Below are 20,153 nucleotides of genomic sequence, written 5' to 3'. Positions count from 1 at the left end.
TTGCTGATGGGTACCGGCCGATCGCCCGATCGGCCGGCGGGTTATCCGGCAAGAAAACCGCCGTCTACGGCGAAGCTGACTCCGTTGATCATGCTCGCGTCCTCCCCGAGCAGATAAGCGATCGTGCGGGCGACTTCGTCGGGCTCGGCGAAGCGGCGCAGCGGAATGCGCGCGCGCATCGGTGCCGCCTTGTCCGGGTCGCTCCAGGCTTTGACCGCCATCGGCGTCAGCGTGACGACGGGATTGATGGCGTTGACACGGATGCCGTGCTCGCCGAGCTCGACGGCCATGACACGCGTCAGGCCATCGAGCGCCGCCTTCGACGCGCAGTACGAGGCATGCAGCGGCAGGCCGATCTGGGCCGAGATGCTCGACACGTTGACGATGGCGCCGCCCGCCCCTCGCGCGATCATGTTGCGCGCGCATTCCTGAGCGACGATCAGCGCGGCGCGGACATTGACGGCCATCGTCGAATCGAATGCGTCGACGGTCGTATCGAGGAACGGCTGCAGCTCGACGGTCCCGGCATTGTTGACCAGCAGATCGACGGGCTGGGCACGGCGGGCGGCCGCGCGTGCCTCGTGCGCGTCGGCGAGATCGACGCAGAGCGTCTCGCAACCGATCTCGCGCCTCAGCGCGACGAGGTCGGCTTCGGTACGGCTTGCCGCGATCACGCGCGCACCGCGGGCGGCCATCAACAGCGCGGTCGCATGGCCGATACCTTTGCCGGCCCCCGTGATCAGCACCGTTTTTCCGGCGAACTCGCGGCTGCGGTCCATCGATGTCATCGCCATCTCTCTCTCAGGGTTCGTCGACGAGCCGACGCGCCATGTCTTCATCGGTGATGAGCACCGACACATACCGCCCCCGCAATGCGGCCCGCGTGACGAGAAACTTCTTGGCTCCGCCGCTGACGAGCACGACGCGTTTGATCTGGCGCAAGTCGTCGAGCGCGACCGCGACCGTGCGCCGGTTCAGCGGATGATTGATGAGCTTGCCGTCCTCGTCCATAAAATGGCCGAGCATGTCGCCGACGGCCCCCGTCTTGCGCAGCGTGCGCAGATCGTCCGGATTGTTGATGCCGTACGTGATCACGAGCGATTCGGTCAAGTCGCCCGCTGTCAGCAGGGCCAGGTCCGCGTTGCGCGCGCGTTCGTACGCCTCGCGGATCGCTTCCTCCTGCAGGATGACGTCGCGCGCTTTCTGGCTGCTGACGTAGATCGGCGCCGCGAACAGATAGCCGTCGGCGTGGCAGAGGTTGGCAAAGTCGGAGACGATGTCGAACGTGTTGATGCTGGGACAGTGCGAAAGCCCGCCTTGCAGCGAGACGGCCGAGATCGGGCCGTACGCGCGCTGCGGCAATGCGCGCAAAACGGCACGGATCGTGCGGCCCCAGCCGAGGCCGATCGTATTGCCGGACTCGATCTGCTTGGAGAAGTAGGCCGCGCCGCCGATGCCGAGCGCCGCCATGTTCGCTTCAGGCGTTGCCCCGCTCGGCACGACGACGGCCGCCGCGAGCCCAAAGCGCTGCACGAGCTGCGCTTCGAGCGCGACGCAAGGCGCGATGCGGCTGTTGATCGTGATCTGCACGAGCCCCGACTCGCGGCTCGCCGCAAGCAGTCTGTTCACGCGCACGCGGTTGCTGCCGATGTGCTGTGCGATCTCCTGCTGCGTGAGATTGCCGACGTAGTAGTGCCAGGCCACGCGCGCTTGCAGCTCTTCCTCGGTATCGATCGAGTCGTCGGCTTCGACGAGCGGAGTGGGCGTTTCCGTCTTGCTCATGGTGTTGGATCGGGATGATAGGAAACGGGCGGTTATACCATTCGGGCATCATTTGACCGCGCCCATCGTGAGGCCTTGCACGAGTCGTCCCGACACGAGCAGCGCGAACACGATCATCGGCAGTACGATCAGCGTGCCGGTCGCCATGATTTCCCCCCAGGGCAACTCGTAACCGCTCATGTAGCTCGTCGCGGCGACGGGGGAGGTGACGGCGTCCTCGCGTGTGAGAACGAGCGCATAGAGCAGATCGTTCCACGAGAAGATGAATGCGAAGATGGCCGACACGACGATGCCCGGCATCGCGAGCGGCAGATTGATGCGCCAGAAGACGCGCCACGGCGACGCGCCGTCGAGCCTTGCCGCTTCGTCGAGCTCGACCGGAATGTTGCGGAACTGATCCGTGCAGATCCAAACGACGATCGGCAGCGAGAACGTCAGATAGAGCAGGATCAGGACGATATGCGTATCGATGAGGTCGAGCTTCGTCGCGATCAGAAAGAACGGCACGGCGAGGACGATGGGGCTCACCATCCGGTTCGAGATGAACCAGAACCAGAGATCCTGCTTGCCGCGGAACTCGTAGCGTGCGAGCGCGTAAGCGGCGGGCGTCCCGAGCAGGATCGCGAGCGCCGTGGTGCTGCTCGCAATGATCAGTGAGTTGACGAGGCTGCCGAGCACGTCGTGCTGGAAGAGGGCATCGGTGTAGTGGCTCAGCGTGGGCTTGAAGATCCAGCGCGGTGGGTAGGCGAGCGCATCCGCCCGGTCCTTGAGGCTCGTCGTGACCATCCAGTAGAACGGGAACACCGACGAAAGAAACACGATCAGGAGCCCTAAGAAATGCCAGACTGTTGCGCGCTGTCGCGCGGCGCGGGCGCGTTGGGAGCGTGACGTCACAGTCGTAGTCATGATGCCTCCCGATAGACGAAACGGATATAAAGGCGCGAAAGGACGATCGTCAGGATGAGCAGCAAGATGGCTTGCGCCGAAGCCATGCCCTGATCGAACAAGCGAAAGCCGATGCGCTGGATGTAGACGCTGACGAACTCCGTTGCGGCGCCGGGGCCACCGCGCGTCATCGTGAAGACGGCGTCGAACATCTTGAGCATGTCCGCGGAGCGCAAAATCATGATCGCCGTCAACCCGGGCAGCAGGAACGGGCGCTGCAGATGCCAGAGCACCATCGTCCATCGCGGCGTTTCGAGTCGCGCCGCCTCCTCGGCTTCTTTCGGCACCATCGAAAGGCCGGCAAGGAAGATCAGCGCGCAAAACGGCGTCCACTGCCAGACGTCCATGATCATGACGGCGACGAAGGCGAGCGTCGGATCGCCGAGCCAGTCGAGCGGCCCGATGCCGAGAAAGCTCAGCAGGTAATTGGCGACGCCGAACTGCCGATTGAATAAGAGCCGGCCGATGAGGCCGACGACGGCGTAAGTGGTCGCCATCGGGATCACGAGGCTCACGCGCGCGAGCGAGCGCATCCAGGCGAGCCCGGCGCGATGCAGCAGCAACGCGGCGAAAAGCCCGAGCGCGATTTCGATGGGCAGGGTAAGGCAGAGAAACAGCACGGTGCGGCCGAGCGCGTCCCAGAACGACGGATCGGTCAGCGTCGCGACATAGTTGTCGAAGCCGACGAACGGCGTGCCGGCTTCGGGATTCGCGAGCTGGTATTGATGAAACGAGTTGTAGAGCGCGACGAGCAGCGGGTAGATTCCGATCACCGCCAGCGCGAAGATCGCCGGAAGCAGGAACCAGAACGCCGGCGAGCGCGGCAGCAGCCGCATGCGTGCGGCCGCGCGGGCCTTGCCCGCATCGGCGGCGGGCGAAGCGGTGCTGTTCGTCATGGCACCTCTCGAAAGTTGCGTCGGCCGCATCGCAATGCTGACTCCTTTATTTCAACAGGGGTTTCTTGCCGTCGTAATAGCCGGCCTTGTCGAGGATCGCGTCGACCTTCGTATCGATCGTCTGTGCCCCATCCTTGACGGAAACCTGACCCAACATCATCTTCGTGCCCCATTCGCCGATCACTTCGGAGATGGCGGGCCATTCCGGGAAGCGAGGACGATAATCAGGCACGCCGCCTTGCCACGACTCGACCATCGGCTTCACGAACGGATACTTCTGCTCGATGGCCGGATCCTTGTAGACGGACATGCGCGCAGGCACGCCGCCCGCCTCGAGGTAAGGCTTGGCCATTTGCTCGGACGTGATCCATTGGATGAAGAGCCAGGAGGCCGCCTGTTTTTTGGCGCTCGATTTCGCGTTGACGGCGAGCGAGAATCCGCCGAGCGCGGGCTTCAGACCGGCCGCGCCGCGCGGCTCGGTGGCCACGCCGAGACATGAGCCGATCTTCGACTTCGTGGGATCGGTCAGCGTGGGGTAGAAGGCCGACCATTCGGTGATCATTGCAACCTGCCCTTGAGCGAGGGCGTTGACGGCCTCGGCATGATCGAAATCGACGATGCCGGGCGGCATGTACTTCATGAGCTTTTGCCGATACTCGAGGCCTTCTTGCGATTGCGGCGACAACAGGTTCGCCTTGAACTTCGCATCGAGCAGGGAGCCGCCGTTCGGCCAGAGCACACGCATGAAGCTATCGGCCGACTGCGTCTCGCCGCGGCGCGATTGCAGCGCGAATGCATACTGGTTCTTCGCGGGATTCGTCAGCTTCGGCGCATAGGTGTTGAGCAGCTCGTCCCATGTCTTCGGCGGTTCGCTGAAACCGGCGTCCTTCAGCATACATTTGTTGTAGAAGAGCAGGCCCGAGTAGTTGTCGAACGGCAGGCCGTAAATCACCTTGTTCCAGGTGCCGAAGGAATCGAGCAGGATGGGGAAGAAGTCCTTCAGGTTCAGGTTCGGGTCGGCGAGCTTCGCATCGCTGGTGAATTTGCTGATCGGCACGAGCCACTTGTTGCTCGCGAACTCTCCCAGCCAGACGACGTCGACGAGCACGATGTCCTGAGCGCCGCCGCTCGCGAAGTTCAGCACTTCCTTCTCGCGCGTGCTTTCATAAGGAATCACGTCCCACTTGACCTTGATCCCCGTCTCCTTCTCGAACTGCGGGATCAGCTTTTCCGCGGCGGCGTAGCCGGGCCGATCGAGAAAGATGGCGTTGATGGTCGTGCCCGAGTACGGCGCCGACGCTTCCTTCAGCGTCCACGCGGAGGCTTGCGCGCAAGCAAAGAGCGTCGCGGTTGCGACGCCCAACGTCAAGGCCTTCTGCCGAAGGAAGCGATTCTTCATTACTGTCTCCTGGTTTGTTCTGTCGGTTGCACCTATCCTTGCGGGTGCCGTTACGTCGACCTGCCATGCGTTCAGGTATGGCCCGCGTCGACCTCGAGCGGCCCTCGTTTCACTTGTAATTTCAGGTTTACAAATGTATATTTTGGCGAGCGGCAGATGTCAAGAAAAATGTGATCAGGAGACATGCATGAGTGCGGTGCAGTTGCAGCAGATCCGCAAGACGTTCGGCGGCATGGAGGTGCTGAAGGGCGTCGACATCGAGGTCGCGGATCACGAGTTTCTCGTTTTCGTCGGCCCGTCGGGTTGTGGGAAGTCCACGCTGTTGCGCACGATCGCAGGCCTCGAGCGTGTGGATTCGGGGGCCGTCATGATCGGCGGCGAGGACGTGACCGACCTCGAGCCTTCGCAGCGCGGCGTGGCGATGGTGTTCCAGTCCTATGCGCTCTATCCGCACATGTCGGTCTACGAGAACATCGCATTCGGCTTGCGCATGCTGAAGCTGCCGCGCGACGAAATCGAATGCCGCGTTCGCCGCGCGGCGGACATTCTGCAGATCGGTCAGTTGCTCGAACGGCGTCCGCGCGCGCTATCGGGCGGACAGCGGCAGCGCGTCGCGATCGGCCGCGCGATCGTGCGCGAGCCGAAGGTGTTTCTTTTCGACGAGCCGTTGTCGAATCTCGATGCCGCCTTGCGAGTGCAGATGCGGCTCGAGCTGATCAAGCTGCATAAGCAGCTCAATGCGACGATGATCTATGTCACGCACGATCAGACGGAGGCGATGACGATGGCGGACCGCATCGTCGTGCTCAATCACGGAAAGGTCGAGCAGATCGGCTCGCCGCTCGAGCTCTATCGGAATCCTCGCAATCGCTTCGTTGCGGGGTTCATCGGCTCGCCGAAAATGAACTTCCTCGACGTTCGCGTACTGTCGCGCGAGCGGGGCGGCGTCACGATCGAAATGCCGGGCGGTGCGCCGCTCGCGGTGCCATCGAGCGCCGACGACGTGAGCGCGGGGCAAACGCTGACGCTCGGTATTCGGCCCGAACATCTGATCGAGGAAGGCAGCGCAATAGAAGGTGGCCTGGCGGGAGAAGTGAACGTGATCGAGCATCTCGGCGGCGAGACGCTCTTGCACTTGCGTCTTGCCGACGATAGGACGATTCAGCTCAAGGCTTCGGGCGAGTCGAAGACCGCTGAAGGGCAAAGGATCACGGCGGGGTTCAGCGTTCGCCATGTCCATCTCTTTCGTGAAGACGGCGCGTCGTTACGCGATAGGCGCACAGTCGCCGAACCCGCTGCCGCATGAGGGCATCGATCTGTCGATCTGTCGGCGTGGAACCTCGCTAGCGAGCCGGCGATCGGAACGTTCCTAAAAGCTGCCGCATAGCCGCGAGCGCCTAGCGCGCATGCAGCTGTTCGTCTTCGATGTCTGTTCGCCAGACCGCTTTTTCGCAGCGTTCAGGCTCGCCGATCGCGAAGGCACGGAACTTGCCCCCGGTCCAGCAACCGTTCACTTATTTTTCCGCCTTTCCCGTCTCCCGCGCGACTGCCTTGCAGATGTTCCAAACCGCGAACGAGCCGCGGACAAGCGGAGTGAAATCGCCGTCGAGGCGTCGTCAGCAGGGGGAGACAAATGAACGCACTGGATCAATGGCTGCTCTCGGTCATGTATCGCACGGCGGGCCACTCGCCTGGGCTTGCTCGAGTGGCCGAAACGATCGTCAATATGTATTTGATCAAGGGCACGGTGTTGATCGCTTTGCTCTGGTGGATCTGGACGAGGCGCGAGCATGCGACGGCGGAAAGAAGCGAGGAAAGGCGGCGGGACCGCGAGATCGTCGTGATCGCCGTCTTGAGCGGCCTCTTCGCGTTGCTCGCGGGACGCCTGCTGGCACACTATCTACCATTTCGCCTGCGGCCTTTCTACGAACCGCAGCTACGTTATCTGTATCCGGAGACGACGTCTCCGGACCTGCTGCCTCGGACCTGGAGCGCGTTTCCGAGCGACCACGCGATGCTCTGGTGCGCCATCGCGGCCGCGATCTTCGTCGCATCACGCGCCGCGGGCATCTATGCATTGCTCCATACGGCCGTTCTCATCGGTTTGCCGCGCATTTATCTTGGCCTGCACTACCCGACGGACGTCATTGCGGGCGCTGCGCTCGGCATCGGCATCGCATGCATTCTCAACTACGCGCCGATCCGCTCGCGCGTGGCGGCGCCCGTGCTCGCGTTGGCGAGGTATCGGCCCGGTCTCTTTCACGCCTTGGCATTCGTGCTCTGTTTCGAGCTGGCGACGCAGTTCGATGAATTCCGTGCACTGGCGCACGACATGTCGAGCGCGATGGCAGGCGTCGTCTGACCACTTTGCTCAGTGCAGCGTTCGTTCGGGCTGCGAACTGCAAAGGCCGCGCGGCTCGTCGATCGAGGCGCGCGCCTTCGCGACTGTATTGCAGATTTTTTACAAGCAGACCCCTAAATTTTCATGCTGGATCGGTTGAAGACGCTTTGTCAGCGTCGTCGAACAGGGAATTGAGCGCAGCGCCCGTCACATTTGTCCTCGCCGCACATCTAGCCGGCGGTGCCTCTGACATCGACGGTGTCGCCCCGTATTCAACGCGCTGCAGGCGTCCAGGTTTGTGATCAGGTTTGTGATAAAATTTGTCCAGATAAGCGGTATCCAGGCTTGTTACTGGACAAAAATGTCTTCTTTCTCATTGGCGCTTCCCGACGAGATATGCCGGGAATTGGGGCAGCGAGTTCGTGACCGGCGCGTCGGCATGAACCTGCCTGCATCAGAGCTGGCTGCCCGGATTGGCGTTTCGCATCGCACGGTCCTTCGCTTCGAGGCGACGGGGAAATGCACGCTGGATACGTTCGTGAAGATACTCGAGGCACTGGGTGCGATCGAGGATCTCCAGCCGGTTTTGGCGGCGCCGGTACAGTCCATAGCGGAGATGCGTGAACGCGCCACGGCCAGCACGCGCAAGCGCGCCTATCGCAAGGGAGCGCATCAGTGAAAGAACTCCGCGTGATCTATCGGGGGTGGAGCGAGCAGTTCGATCTCGCGATTCTGGCTGACGACGGTCGCAACGTCCTGTTCGAATATACGCCGCAGGCACTGGCCCGCGGTCTGGAACTCTCACCGATCAACCTTCGCTTACGGTCCCAAGCCTACCCAGACCAGCAGTATCAATATGTGTCGATGCAACGCGTGCCGGGGCTGCTCCAAGACGCGCTACCTGACGCGTGGGGCTACCGTGTCATGGCGAGCCGGATGCGCGCCTACAACGTCGATTTCGCCACGACCAGCACCCTCGAGCGGCTGGCCTTTCTCGGTGAGCGCACGATGGGTGCACTAACGTTCGAGCCGGCCTCCGGGGATCCTGCCAGCATCCAGGGTGCTTCGCTGCGCGAGCTGATTGACGATTACCGCGCGCTGATCACCGACGACAGCCACATTCTCCTGCCGGAAATCGCCCGAGCCGGTGCGTCCCCGGGCGGCGCACGTCCGAAAGCGATGGTGTGGTATCGAGCATCCGACGACCAGATGACGACGCGTGAGGGTGAACTGGCCGGCGCGGAGCCCTGGCTGGTGAAGTTCCCGGCCGAGGACGATGCCGAGGATAGCTGTGCGCTGGAAGCGGCCTATGCCGAGATGGCTCAGGTCGCTGGACTGGGCTTCATGCCGTTCCGGTTCTTCGACCTCGGCGGTCTCTGCGCTTTCGCAACGAAGCGATTCGATCTGATCGACCACCAGCGGGTGCACGTCCATACTCTGGCGGGATTGCTCCATGCGGACTTCAGGGTTCCCTCGGCCGGATACGGACTGTTTTTTCGGGCGGCGCGGCAACTTTCCCGTGACGTCCGCGAGGTCGAGAACGCTGTCCGGATCTGCGTCTTCAACATCCTGATGAACAATCGAGACGATCACGCCAAGAACGTGTCCTTCTTGATGGATGCGCAGGGGCAGTGGAAGTTGGCGCCGCCGTACGATCTGACTTACTGCCCGGGCTACCAGGGTGAGCACTTCATGGACGTCGCAGGAGAAGGCCGCAATCCCGGACGAGACCACGTGATTCGGGCTGCGGGGCAGGGAGGAATCGCGCCAGCGCGGGCCGAGCAGATTGTCGACGAAATCCTCGAAAAAGCCGATTCGCAGGCATGGAACCGGGCCGTCTCGAACTATCCGGTTCGGCCGAGAACGGCTCGTGACGTGGGGGCGCGTATCGAGGCGAACCGGAGAATGCTGCAGAAGCGGATTGCCTGAATAGGCGGCCTGTCTGCCTTGAAACGACGCGGAATTGCAAGCTCGGGCGTGCCCCACTGGTTGAGCGAGTAAGGGATCGCCTTGGCCAGACAAGCGCGGCGATAGCCGGCCGCTGAGCGTCACCACTTTTTTACGCGTTTTTTATACGTCCGTCGTCACTCTTAGCGTGGCGTTTACCCGGACTCGTCTACGCTTCGCGCTGTCCTGATCCGCTAGGGGAGAAAGAAGCGTGGACCTCGTGTACATCATCGGCACCGCCGTCCTTTGCGGGCTGTTCATCGCATTGGCCACCGGGTGCGAGAAACTGCGCAGCCGTGCACCGGGAGGTCGTCCATGATCGCGTGGATGATGTGGCTCGCAGCAGCCTCGACCCTCCTATTGCTCACGTACCTCGTGTACGCGTTGTTGCGTGCGGAGGACCTTGAATGATGAGCGCCAACGACTTTTTTCAGACGGCGCTGTTCATCGTCGTCCTGATCGCGGTCGCCGTTCCGCTTGGCCGCTATATGACGGCTGTGCTCGACGGCTCGTCGGTCGTCGTCCGCAAGATCGGCAGGCCAATCGAGCATTCGATCTACAGACTCGCCGGCATCGATGCGCAGGCGGAAATGTCCTGGAAGACATATGCGGTCGCCACGCTGCTGTTCAACGCACTTGGCGTACTCGTCGTCTATGGCTTTCTTCGGCTGCAGCAGTGGCTGCCCGCGAACCCCCAAGGCCTCGGCCCGATGACGCCCGATGCCGCTTTCAATACTGCGGTCAGTTTCGTGACGAACACGAACTGGCAGGACTACACGCCCGAGTCGACGGTCAGCTATCTGACGCAAATGGTCGCCCTGACGGTGCAGAACTTTCTCTCGGCCGCCACGGGTATTGCCGTCGTCGTCGCGCTAATCCGTGGTTTCGCGCGTCACACGGCAACGACGATCGGCAACTTCTGGGTCGATCTGACGCGCATCACGCTCTACATCCTCGCGCCGATCTCGATCGTTCTAGCGGTGTTCTTCATCGGTCAGGGCGCAATCCAGAATTTCAAATCGTACGAGGACGTCCCGACGCTGCAAGTCACGACCTACCAGACGCCAAAGACGGATGCACAAGGCAATCCGATCAAGGACGCGAAGGGCAACCCGGTCATGCGGGACGTCAAGGCCGACAAGCAGACGATTGCCATGGGGCCGGTCGCCTCACAAGAAGCGATCAAGATGCTCGGCACGAACGGTGGCGGCTTCTTCAACGCGAACTCGGCGCATCCGTATGAAAACCCGACGCCGCTCTCGAACTTCATGCAAATCATCGCAATGCTCGCTATTCCGGCCGCACTGTGTGTCGTGTTCGGCCGGATGGTCGGCGACCGTCGGCAGGGCTACGCCGTGCTCGCGGCGATGACGATCGCCTTCGCCGTCGCATGCTGGGGCGAAATCTCGGCCGAGCAGTCGGGCAATCCGTCGTTCAACTCGCTTCACGTCGACCAAAGCGCCTCGGCGCTGCAAGCGGGCGGCAATGCCGAGGGCAAGGAAGTGCGGTTCGGCATCGCGCAGTCGGGCATCTTCACCGTGGCGACGACGGCGGCTTCCTGCGGTGCCGTCGACAATACGCACGATTCGCTGACGCCGATGGGCGGCTTCGTGCCTCTGTTGCTCATTCAGCTTGGCGAGGTCATCTACGGCGGGGTCGGCTCGGGCCTTTACGGCATGCTTGTCTTCGCGTTGCTGGCGGTTTTCGTCGCGGGTTTGATGATCGGGCGCACGCCCGAATACGTCGGCAAGAAGATCGAGTCGTTCGAAATGAAGATGGTGTCGATCGCGATTCTCGTCACGCCGTTCCTCGTCCTCGTCGGCGCATCCATCGGCGTGCTCTCGCCGCTCGGCACGGCAGGCATCGCGAATCCGGGGCCGCACGGGTTCACCGAGATTCTCTATGCGTTCAGCTCGGCGGCGAACAACAACGGCAGCGCGTTTGCGGGCCTCTCCGTCAATACGCCGTTCTATAACGTGTTGCTCGCGATTGCGATGTGGTTGGGCCGCTTCTCGACTATCGTGCCCGTGCTCGCGATCGCGGGTGCGCTCGCGAACAAGAAGCGGATCGCTGTGACAGCCGGCACGCTGCCGACGCACGGGCCGCTCTTCGTCGTATTGCTCCTGGGCACGCTCGTGCTCGTCGGCGCGTTGACCTATGTGCCGGCACTTGCACTGGGCCCCGTCGTCGAGCATTTGCAGATGATCTCGGGTCATTGATTTCGAGGAACTATGTCCAACATCACTCAAACGCCTGCCCATCGTTCCGACAATCTCGGGCAGGCACGGACCGCGGCGCGCTCGATGTTCGATCCGGCGCTCGTGAAACCCGCGATCGTCGATTCGTTCAAGAAGCTCGCGCCACGCACGCAATTGCGCAACCCGGTGATGTTCTGCGTCTATCTCGGCAGCATCCTGACGACGATACTATGGGTCGCGGCGATTGCGGGCGAGGCCGAAGCGCCCGCCGGATTCATCCTTGCCGTCGCGCTATGGCTCTGGTTCACGGTGCTGTTCGCGAACTTCGCCGAAGCGTTGGCGGAAGGTCGCTCGAAGGCGCAGGCCGCTTCGCTCAGGAGTGCGAAGCATAACGTGATCGCCAAAAAACTCGGCGAGCCGCACCCCAAGGCGCCCGTGCGCATCATCGCGTCGACGGATCTGCGCAAAGGCGACGTCGTGCTCGTCGAAACGGGCGATACGATTCCGGCCGACGGCGAGGTGATCGAGGGCGTCGCGTCGGTCGACGAGTCCGCGATTACCGGCGAATCGGCGCCAGTCATCCGTGAGTCGGGTGGAGACTTTTCGTCGGTGACGGGCGGCACGCGCGTACTGTCCGACTGGATCGTCGTGCGCGTATCCGTCAATCCGGGTGAGGCGTTCCTCGACCGGATGATCGCCATGGTCGAAGGCGCGAAGCGTCAGAAAACGCCGAACGAGATCGCGCTGACGATTCTGCTCGTCGCGCTCACGCTCGTATTGCTTTTCGCCACCGCGACGTTGTTGCCTTTTTCGATGTTCTCCGTGGCTGCGGCAAAGATGGGGCACGTGGTCTCGATCACGGCGCTCGTCGCCCTGCTCGTCTGCCTCATCCCGACGACGATCGGCGGTTTGCTGTCGGCCATCGGCGTGGCCGGCATGAGCCGAATGATGCAGGCGAATGTGATCGCCACGTCGGGTCGCGCGGTCGAGGCGGCCGGCGACGTGGACGTGCTGCTGCTCGACAAGACGGGCACGATCACGCTCGGCAACCGGCAGGCCTCGGCGTTCGTGCCTGCGCCAGGCGTGACGGAGGAAGCCCTCGCGAACGCCGCGCAGCTTGCGTCGCTGGCGGACGAGACACCCGAAGGCCGCAGCATCGTCGTGCTTGCCAAGCAGCGCTTCAATATTCGCGAGCGCGGCATGGCCTCGCTCCATGCGCAGTTTCTCGGCTTTACCGCACAAACGCGCATGAGCGGCGTCGACTTGTCCCCGAAGGGAGATACCTCGGGTGCATCCCCCGTGGCAACGCATGAAATCCGCAAGGGTGCGGCCGATGCGGTGCGCCGGTATGTCGCGGAAAACGGCGGCCGCTTTCCGCAGGAAGTGCAAAAAGCGGTCGACGACGTCGCGCGCCGAGGCAGCACGCCGCTCGTCGTGGCCGAGAAGCTCGGCTTGCCGGGAGCCGATCCGGGCGGCGCACGCGTGCTTGGCGTCGTCGAGTTGAAGGACATCGTGAAGGGCGGCATCAAGGAGCGCTTCGCGGAATTGCGCAAGATGGGGATCAAGACGGTGATGGTGACGGGCGACAACCGGCTGACGGCGGCGGCCATCGCGGCCGAAGCCGGCGTCGACGATTTCCTCGCCGAGGCCACGCCCGAGGCGAAGCTGACGACGATTCGTTCGCATCAGGCCGAGGGGCGGCTCGTCGCGATGACGGGCGACGGCACGAACGATGCGCCGGCGCTCGCGCAGGCCGACGTCGCGGTGGCGATGAATACCGGCACGCAAGCCGCGAAGGAAGCGGGGAACATGGTCGATCTCGACTCGAATCCGACTAAGCTGATCGAGATCGTCGAGATCGGCAAGCAGATGCTGATGACGCGCGGCTCGCTGACGACCTTTTCGATCGCCAACGATGTCGCCAAATATTTCGCGATCATCCCCGCGGCATTCGCGACGACTTACCCGCAACTGCGCGTGCTCGACGTGATGCACCTCGCATCGCCGGCATCGGCGATTCTTTCGGCGGTCATCTTCAACGCGCTCATCATCGTATTCCTGATTCCGCTCGCGCTGAAGGGCGTTTCGTACCGTCCGCTCGGAGCGGCCGCGCTGCTGCGTCGCAATCTCCTGATCTACGGCCTCGGCGGTCTCGTCCTGCCGTTTCCGTTCATCAAGCTGATCGACATGGGGCTCGCCGCGATGGGTTGGGCCTGACTTCCTGAATTCGGACGACCATGAAAAATCTATTGCGACCTATGCTGGTGCTCTTTGCCGCGATGACGGTGATGACGGGCATCGTCTACCCGGTCGTCGTGACTGCGATCGGTCAGGCCGTGTTTCCGCGGCAGGCGAACGGCAGCATCATCGAGAAAGACGGCAAGCCCGTCGGCTCCGAGCTGATCGGCCAACAGTTCGATGCGACGTATTATTTCTGGGGCCGGCTGTCGGCTACCACGCCGAATCCGTACAATGCGCAGAGCTCGGGCGGCTCGAACCTCGGGCCAACGAATCCCGCGCTGGCCGACGAAGTGAAGGACCGGATCCGGGCGCTGCATGACGCCGATCCGACGAACACGGCGCCGGTGCCCGTCGATCTCGTGACTTCATCGGGCAGCGGCCTCGATCCTGATATTTCGCCGGCGGCCGCCGCTTATCAGGCGGCTCGCGTTGCGAAGGCACGGGGCCTGCCACGCGAGCAAGTCGACGAGCTGATCGCGCGAAATACCTCGGGGCGCCAGCTCGGTCTGCTCGGCGAGCCGCGTGTGAAGGTGCTGGAACTGAATCTGGCGCTCGACGCGATCAAACCGTTGCATTGAACTCGGCAGGAAGGCCGGCAAACCAAGGCAGGTCTGCTATGCAAAACAGGGATGGATACATGCCGATGACTCGGCTCCATCGAATCGAGGGGCGGCCTACGTATGGAACGACCTGATCCCGACGCGCTGCTCGACAAGCTCCAACGGGAAGAAGAGAAGCAGCGGCGCGGTCGGCTGAAGATTTTTTTCGGGGCGTCGGCCGGCGTCGGCAAGACGTTCGCCATGCTGCAGGCGGCCCGACGACGCAAGGAAGAGGGCGTCGACGTGGTCGTCGGTGTGGCCGAGACACACGGTCGCAAAGAGACGCTCGCCTTGCTCGAGGGCCTGGAGATCGTCGCGCCGGCCAAACTCGAGTATCGCGGCCGGCTGCTCGCCGAGTTCGACCTCGATGCCGCGCTGGCCCGAAAGCCCGGACTGATTCTGATCGACGAGCTCGCGCACTCGAACGTCCACGGCTCGCGCCATCTGAAACGCTGGCAAGACGTGCATGAGCTGCTCGATGCCGGGATCGATGTCTATACGACCGTCAACGTCCAGCACCTCGAGAGTCTGAACGACGTCGTCGGCCAGATCACCGGCATTCGCGTATGGGAGACGGTGCCGGACCGCGTGTTCGACCTGGCCGACGAAGTGACGCTCGTGGACCTCCCCGCCGAGGAACTACTGGATCGCCTTCGCGAGGGCAAAATCTATCTGCCGCACCAGGCCGAGAACGCGGTTCGCAACTTTTTCCGCAAGGGCAATCTCATCGCATTGCGTGAACTTGCGTTGCGACGCACGGCCGATCGAGTCGATGCGCAAATGCGCGAGTACCGCGCCGATCAGTCGATCGAGCGGATCTGGCAGGCGCGCGAGCGAATCATCGTGTGCGTCGGCGCGGGGCCGGAAAGCGGCACGGTGGTGCGCGCCGCAGCGCGGCTGGCGGCGAGCCAGAAGGCCGATTGGCTGGCGGTGTACGTGGAGACGCCGAAACTGCAGCGCCTGCCCGACGCGATCCGCAAGCGAACGCTCGACGCGTTGAAGCTCGCGTCGGAACTCGGTGCAGAGGCAGTGACGCTTCAAGGCGAGGACGAGACTCGGACCTTGATCGCCTACGCGCGGATGCGCAACGTATCGAAGCTCGTCGTCGGCGCGTCGGCTTCCTGGGGCCTGCATGCGCGGCTGCGGCGATCGACGGCCGAACGCCTGATTCGCGCGGCCCGCGATATCGACGTGACGCTCGTCAACACGGGCACAGTGCGCGACGAAGCCGTGCGTCGAGAGTCGGCAGCCCGCTTCGCGGGACTCGGCCTGGGCCGCGGCCGTTCGAAGCCGACCGCGTATCTGTATACGATCGGCCTATGCGCGGCGATCACGGTGCTCGCGAGCCTCACGCTCGACAGCATCTCGCTCGCGAATCTCGTGATGCTTTATCTGCTCGGCACGATCTTCACGGCTGCGCGGCTCGGTCGAGGGCCCGGCGTGCTGTTTTCGTTTCTGGCCGTGGCGTCGTTCGACTTTTTCTTCGTGCCGCCGCGCATGTCGTTCACGGTCTCCGATACGCAGTATTTGCTGACGTTCGCGGTCATGCTCGTCACCTCGCTGACGATCAGCAATCTGACGGCGAGCCTGCGCAGGCAGGCGCGTGTGGCGACGATGCGCGAGCGCCGCACGGGCGCCATGTTCGCCATGACGCGCGAGCTCGGCGCCGCGCTCACGACCGCGCAGATCATCGAGATCGGGTCGCGCCACGTCGCGGAAGTTTTTCGGGCGCGCGTCGCGATCTTGCTGCCGGACAGCGGCGAGCAAGTCCGCCAGAAGGTCGACAACCCCGATCCTGCCCTTGCGCTCGGCGAATCGGAGCTCGACAACGACATCGCGCAGTGGGTCTACGATCAGCAAAAGCCGGCCGGCTGCGGCACGGATACGCTGCCGGCCGCAACGGCGCTCTATCTGCCGTTGAAGGCCCCGATGCGCACGCGCGGCGTCATTGCGCTCGTGACGCCGCGCATGGAGGAGGTTCAGGTGCCCGAGCAGCGCACGATGATCGATACGTTCGCGGCGCAGATCGCGCTGGCGCTCGAGCGTGTTCACTACGTCGAGATCGCGCAGGACGCGCTCGTCGTTATGGAGTCCGAACGATTACGCAACTCGCTGCTGTCCGCGATCTCACACGATTTGCGCACGCCGCTGACGGCAATCGTCGGCTTCGCATCGATGCTCGCCGAAGCGCCGGGCCGGGCCGAAGCGTGTACGCCGAGCGCCGAAGAGCTGGCCGAAGCGATCCACGAAGAAGCGCTGCGCATGACCGGGCTCGTCACCAATCTGCTCGATATGGCGCGCCTGCAGGAAGGCAGCATGCGGCTCAATCGTCAGTGGTCGTCGATCGAGGAAGTGGTCGGCGCGGCACTTGCAGGATGTCGCCGCATGCTTGCGGGCCGAAGCATCGAAGCGCACATACCCGCCGATTTGCCGCTCGTGCAGCTTGACGCGGTGCTCGTCGAAAGAGTCTTCGCGAATCTCTTCGAGAACGCGTCGAAGTACACGCCGGCTGATTCGCCGATCGTCGTCGCCGCGGCCGTGGCGATGGAAGGGGGGCGGCGCTTCGTGAGACTGGACATCGTGGATAGCGGACCTGGGTTACCGGCGGGCATGGAGGCGCGTGTATTCGAGAAATTCACGCGCGGCGAAAAAGAATCGGCGAAGCCCGGAATCGGCCTCGGCCTGGCTATCTGCCGCGCGATCGTCGAAGCGCACGGCGGCCGGATTGGGGCGGCCAACAGAACGACCGCCGACGGCACGGTCCGTGGAGCAACGTTCTGGTTCACATTGCCGGCCGATGAGACGCCGCCCGAGACGCCGCCGATCGATGCGGACTCTGCCGAGCAGGAGGCTCCGGCGGCGGCTCGCGAGCGCCCGGCAAGCGGGCAAGCGCGACTTGCCCCGCCTGCCGGGAATGAGCCGCTGCCGCCTTACGCGGCGAAGAAGACGAACGGCAAAATCGAAACGAGGTAGATGACGAGGCCCGTGACGGCCATGCCGGCTACGATCGCCATCGCGGCAACCGCCGCGCCGATGAGGACGAGCGCCACGAGCTTTTGTCTTCGCGCGTGCCGTCGATCGTAGTCATGCAGAGGGAGCGGCGGGTCGACTTGCTCTTCGTCGCCTGCCGCGTGCTTCCATATTGTGATGCGAAGCATGACGTTCTCCACGGAACGACCGACGCTCGTAAACTGGACGTAATCATTGGCGAATAGCGGAGGTCGGCGCTGCTTACGCAAGTCCCGTGCCGAGCGCTCCACACGCGCATCGAAACGGGCCGAGCCCCCGCGCTAAGTCGTTCGCGCGGCTTGGGCGGCGCAGTGAGACAGCGCTGAGATAGCCGCCTACCAGTTTAGGTCAGCGCGTGGCCGCTTCATAGCAGTGCGTTGCGCACCTGCACGGACAGTTCGATTGAGCGTACCCGGCGCGTCAGCTTTCCGCGGATTGATTGCGCGAATGGGAAGGGGCGGCATCGGCGATTGCTTGCGCGCTTGGCGCCGTTGGCTCCACCGTATGGCTGTCGTCCTTGAGCGCGACGCCCGTGAGCCCCAAGCGCCGTGCTTGCACGAGCAAGTAATGGAGTTTGTGGGCGGCGCTATCGTATGCGAGCCCTTCGGGCCGCACGTTCGAAATGCAGTTACGCTCGGCGTCGTTGCGGCCGACCCGCGGCTCATAGGTAAGGTAAATACCGAGGCTGTCCGGCGAGCTGAGCCCGGGCCGCTCGCCGATCAGCATGACGACGAAGCGGGCACCCAGGATTTGTCCTATCTCGTCGCCGAGCGCGACGCGCGCCTGCCGCGCGACGACGATCGGCGCAATTTGCCAGTCGTCGAGTTTCGGGCGCAGCGCGGTCAGCAACGGAACCGCCTGCCTCGACGCAGCGAGTGCCGAGAGACCATCGGCGATGACGAAGACGATGTCGGGGGTGCCCGACGCGCGCCGCGCGAGTCGATCGCGGCTGTCGTCCGACAGGCGGCGCCCGAGGTCGGGGCGCCTCAGGTAGTGCTCACGATCGACGGCGGCGCTATGCACGTCGAGCGATACGAATGCTTGTTCACGTAGCCGCTCGTGCAGCGCCTCGGCATCGAGCGGCTGATGCACGGCATCGCGCGCCTGAGCGTGCGCCAGATTGAACGCAAGCAGCGGCTCGGTGGGGAGGCTCACGCCGGCGCGGCCGAGCGCAATGCGCGCCTGCGTGTATTGCCGCAGCGCCTGCCAGGGATTTTTCTCCAGGAATTCGCTCATAGGACTCTCTTCTCGTGCACCGCGGCTATTGACCCATCCATTCGCGCACGCCCTCGATGAGCGGTTGACCTCCCGCGACGGGAAGCAGCGCGCCGTCGCCGTCGGCGATTTGCATCGATCGCAGCCATGCCTCGAATTCGGGCGCGCGGCGCAGACCCAGCACTTCGCGGACATAGAGGGCGTCGTGAAACGAGGTGCTCTGGTAATTGAGCATGACGTCGTCGGCGCCCGGCACTCCCATGATGAAGTTGACGCCGGCCACGCCGAGCAGCGTCAGCAGATTGTCCATGTCGTCCTGATCGCTCTCCGCATGGTTCGTATAGCAAATATCGCAACCCATCGGGACACCGAGCAGCTTTCCGCAAAAGTGGTCTTCGAGGCCGGCGCGTATGATTTGCTTGCCGTCGTAGAGGTATTCGGGCCCGATGAAGCCGACGACCGTGTTGGTCAAGAGAGGCTTGAACCGGCGGGCGACGGCGTAGGCGCGTGCTTCGCAGGTCTGCTGGTCGACACCGTGGTGCGCATTGGCGGACAGGGCGCTGCCTTGACCTGTTTCAAAATACATCACGTTGTCGCCAATGGTGCCGCGCTTGAGCGAGAGTGCCGCGTCGTGTGCCTCGTCGAGAAGCGCGAGCGAAACGCCGAAGCTCGCATTGGCTTGCTCGGTGCCCGCGATCGATTGGAAGACGAGATCGACGGGCTCGCCTTTCTCGATTGCCGCGATCGTGTTGGTCACATGCGTGAGAACGCACGACTGCGTCGGGACATCGTAGCGGCGGCGGAATTCGTCGATCATGGCGAGCAGTGTCGTGATCGCCTGCGGGCTGTCCGTCGCGGGATTGATGCCGATCACCGCGTCGCCGCAGCCGTAGAGAAGCCCGTCGAGCATCGAGGCGGCGATGCCTTTTACGTCGTCGGTCGGGTGATTGGGCTGCAGGCGTACCGATAACCGGCCCGGCAACCCGATTGTGTTACGAAAGCGCGTGACGACGGGCCGCTTGCGCGCGACGACGATGAGATCCTGATTGCGCATCAGTTTCGAAACGGCCGCGACCATTTCCGGGGTGAGACCGTCGGTCACACGGACGAGCGAGTCGGTATCGGTCGTGCTCGAGAGCAGCCAATTGCGGAAGTCGCCGACGCTCAGGTGCGCGATTTCCGAGAACGCCTGCGCGTCGTGCGAGTCGATGATGAGGCGCGTGACCTCGTCGCATTCGTAAGGAACGACGGGCTCGTCGAGAAAGGCACGCAACGGCACCTGAGCGAGCGCCATTTTGGCGGCGACTCGCTCCTCCTCGCTCGCGGCGGCGATGCCCGCGAGCTGGTCGCCCGAGCGTGGCGGGCTCGCTTTGGCAAGCAGCGTCTTCAGGTCGGCGAACCGATAGGTGCGAGCGCCGATCGTCTCGGTACAGTTCATTCGGACTCCTGTCTGCCCGCCGAGGGGCGCTAGGGACTCACTCTTCGAGTAGCGCGTCGACCGATGCGAGCTGCTGCTGACTGCGCGTCATGACCGAAATGGTGGAATGCGTGCGTCCACAGGAACGCGGATGCCGACTCGAT

Annotated in this window: 17 protein-coding genes; 9 read left to right on the top strand and 8 right to left on the bottom strand. The window is 63.5% G+C overall.

The features are described from left to right. Positions 1 to 41 precede the first annotated feature (41 nt). Genes C9I57_RS05525 through C9I57_RS05505 form a run of 5 tightly spaced genes read right to left on the bottom strand, consistent with a single transcriptional unit; the run spans position 42 to position 5,022 of the window. Positions 42 to 788 carry an SDR family oxidoreductase gene (locus C9I57_RS05525; protein WP_107149746.1) on the bottom strand — a complete coding sequence of 249 codons (747 nt, stop codon included), beginning with the start codon at positions 786 to 788 and terminating at the stop codon, positions 42 to 44. Between the two features lie 13 nt (positions 789 to 801). Beyond that, the gene (locus C9I57_RS05520; protein WP_107149617.1) at positions 802 to 1,782 is read right to left on the bottom strand and encodes a sugar-binding transcriptional regulator; all 981 of its coding nucleotides are present in this window, start codon (positions 1,780 to 1,782) and stop codon (positions 802 to 804) included. Positions 1,783 to 1,830: 48 nt separating this feature from the next. Next, complete coding sequence (locus tag C9I57_RS05515; protein WP_107149616.1) at positions 1,831 to 2,688, bottom strand: carbohydrate ABC transporter permease; 858 nt, start codon at positions 2,686 to 2,688, stop codon at positions 1,831 to 1,833. After that, complete coding sequence (locus tag C9I57_RS05510) at positions 2,685 to 3,623, bottom strand: carbohydrate ABC transporter permease (RefSeq protein WP_258187512.1); 939 nt, start codon at positions 3,621 to 3,623, stop codon at positions 2,685 to 2,687. The genes C9I57_RS05515 and C9I57_RS05510 overlap by 4 nt, the downstream gene beginning before the upstream one ends. Positions 3,624 to 3,669: 46 nt before the next feature. Beyond that, positions 3,670 to 5,022 carry an ABC transporter substrate-binding protein gene (locus C9I57_RS05505; RefSeq protein WP_107149615.1) on the bottom strand — a complete coding sequence of 451 codons (1,353 nt, stop codon included), beginning with the start codon at positions 5,020 to 5,022 and terminating at the stop codon, positions 3,670 to 3,672. A gap of 187 nt (positions 5,023 to 5,209) precedes the next feature. Between C9I57_RS05505 and C9I57_RS05500 the strand changes: the two genes are divergently transcribed. The 9 genes from C9I57_RS05500 to C9I57_RS05460 all read left to right on the top strand — a co-directional run bounded on the left by C9I57_RS05500 (position 5,210) and on the right by C9I57_RS05460 (position 17,321). Beyond that, the gene (locus C9I57_RS05500; RefSeq protein WP_107149614.1) at positions 5,210 to 6,328 is read left to right on the top strand and encodes an ABC transporter ATP-binding protein; all 1,119 of its coding nucleotides are present in this window, start codon (positions 5,210 to 5,212) and stop codon (positions 6,326 to 6,328) included. Between the two features lie 327 nt (positions 6,329 to 6,655). Further along, on the top strand, positions 6,656 to 7,384 hold the full coding sequence (locus C9I57_RS05495) for a phosphatase PAP2 family protein (RefSeq protein WP_107149613.1): 729 nt from the start codon (positions 6,656 to 6,658) through the stop codon (positions 7,382 to 7,384). A gap of 277 nt (positions 7,385 to 7,661) precedes the next feature. Beyond that, positions 7,662 to 8,042: a helix-turn-helix domain-containing protein gene (locus C9I57_RS32370; protein ID WP_146166176.1), complete on the top strand. Its 381-nt coding sequence runs from the start codon at positions 7,662 to 7,664 to the stop codon at positions 8,040 to 8,042. After that, the gene (locus C9I57_RS05485) at positions 8,039 to 9,292 is read left to right on the top strand and encodes a type II toxin-antitoxin system HipA family toxin (protein WP_107149611.1); all 1,254 of its coding nucleotides are present in this window, start codon (positions 8,039 to 8,041) and stop codon (positions 9,290 to 9,292) included. Before C9I57_RS32370 ends, C9I57_RS05485 begins: the two co-directional genes overlap by 4 nt. A 333-nt stretch (positions 9,293 to 9,625) precedes the next feature. Then, complete coding sequence (locus C9I57_RS33665) at positions 9,626 to 9,721, top strand: potassium-transporting ATPase subunit F (RefSeq protein ID WP_219909854.1); 96 nt, start codon at positions 9,626 to 9,628, stop codon at positions 9,719 to 9,721. Then, on the top strand, positions 9,721 to 11,529 hold the full coding sequence (gene kdpA / locus C9I57_RS05475; protein WP_107149743.1) for a potassium-transporting ATPase subunit KdpA: 1,809 nt from the start codon (positions 9,721 to 9,723) through the stop codon (positions 11,527 to 11,529). Before C9I57_RS33665 ends, kdpA begins: the two co-directional genes overlap by 1 nt. A gap of 84 nt (positions 11,530 to 11,613) precedes the next feature. Continuing rightward, entirely contained in the window at positions 11,614 to 13,725 is a 2,112-nt protein-coding gene (gene kdpB, locus C9I57_RS05470; RefSeq protein ID WP_107149742.1) for a potassium-transporting ATPase subunit KdpB, read from the top strand. A gap of 20 nt (positions 13,726 to 13,745) precedes the next feature. Next, positions 13,746 to 14,327, top strand: coding sequence for a potassium-transporting ATPase subunit KdpC (kdpC, locus tag C9I57_RS05465; RefSeq protein ID WP_107149610.1), 582 nt, complete (start codon positions 13,746 to 13,748; stop codon positions 14,325 to 14,327). A gap of 102 nt (positions 14,328 to 14,429) precedes the next feature. Further along, the gene (locus C9I57_RS05460) at positions 14,430 to 17,321 is read left to right on the top strand and encodes a sensor histidine kinase (RefSeq protein ID WP_107149609.1); all 2,892 of its coding nucleotides are present in this window, start codon (positions 14,430 to 14,432) and stop codon (positions 17,319 to 17,321) included. On the opposite strand, the gene C9I57_RS05455 is transcribed toward C9I57_RS05460, so the two are convergent. The 3 genes from C9I57_RS05455 to C9I57_RS05445 form a co-directional block, all read right to left on the bottom strand. Further along, complete coding sequence (locus tag C9I57_RS05455; protein ID WP_146166175.1) at positions 17,279 to 17,506, bottom strand: hypothetical protein; 228 nt, start codon at positions 17,504 to 17,506, stop codon at positions 17,279 to 17,281. The two genes, C9I57_RS05460 and C9I57_RS05455, sit on opposite strands and share 43 nt — an antisense overlap. 271 nt (positions 17,507 to 17,777) lie before the next feature. Beyond that, complete coding sequence (gene eutC / locus C9I57_RS05450; protein ID WP_107149607.1) at positions 17,778 to 18,593, bottom strand: ethanolamine ammonia-lyase subunit EutC; 816 nt, start codon at positions 18,591 to 18,593, stop codon at positions 17,778 to 17,780. 25 nt (positions 18,594 to 18,618) lie between these two features. Further along, positions 18,619 to 20,010: an ethanolamine ammonia-lyase subunit EutB gene (locus C9I57_RS05445; RefSeq protein ID WP_107149606.1), complete on the bottom strand. Its 1,392-nt coding sequence runs from the start codon at positions 20,008 to 20,010 to the stop codon at positions 18,619 to 18,621. Positions 20,011 to 20,153 lie beyond the last annotated feature (143 nt).

It is taken from the genome of Trinickia symbiotica, assembly GCF_003028655.1.
Taxonomy (GTDB): Bacteria; Pseudomonadota; Gammaproteobacteria; order Burkholderiales; family Burkholderiaceae; genus Trinickia; species Trinickia symbiotica_A.
The sequence above is the reverse complement of the archived record's forward strand: the minus strand, read 5'-3'. Positions and strand labels throughout refer to the sequence as shown.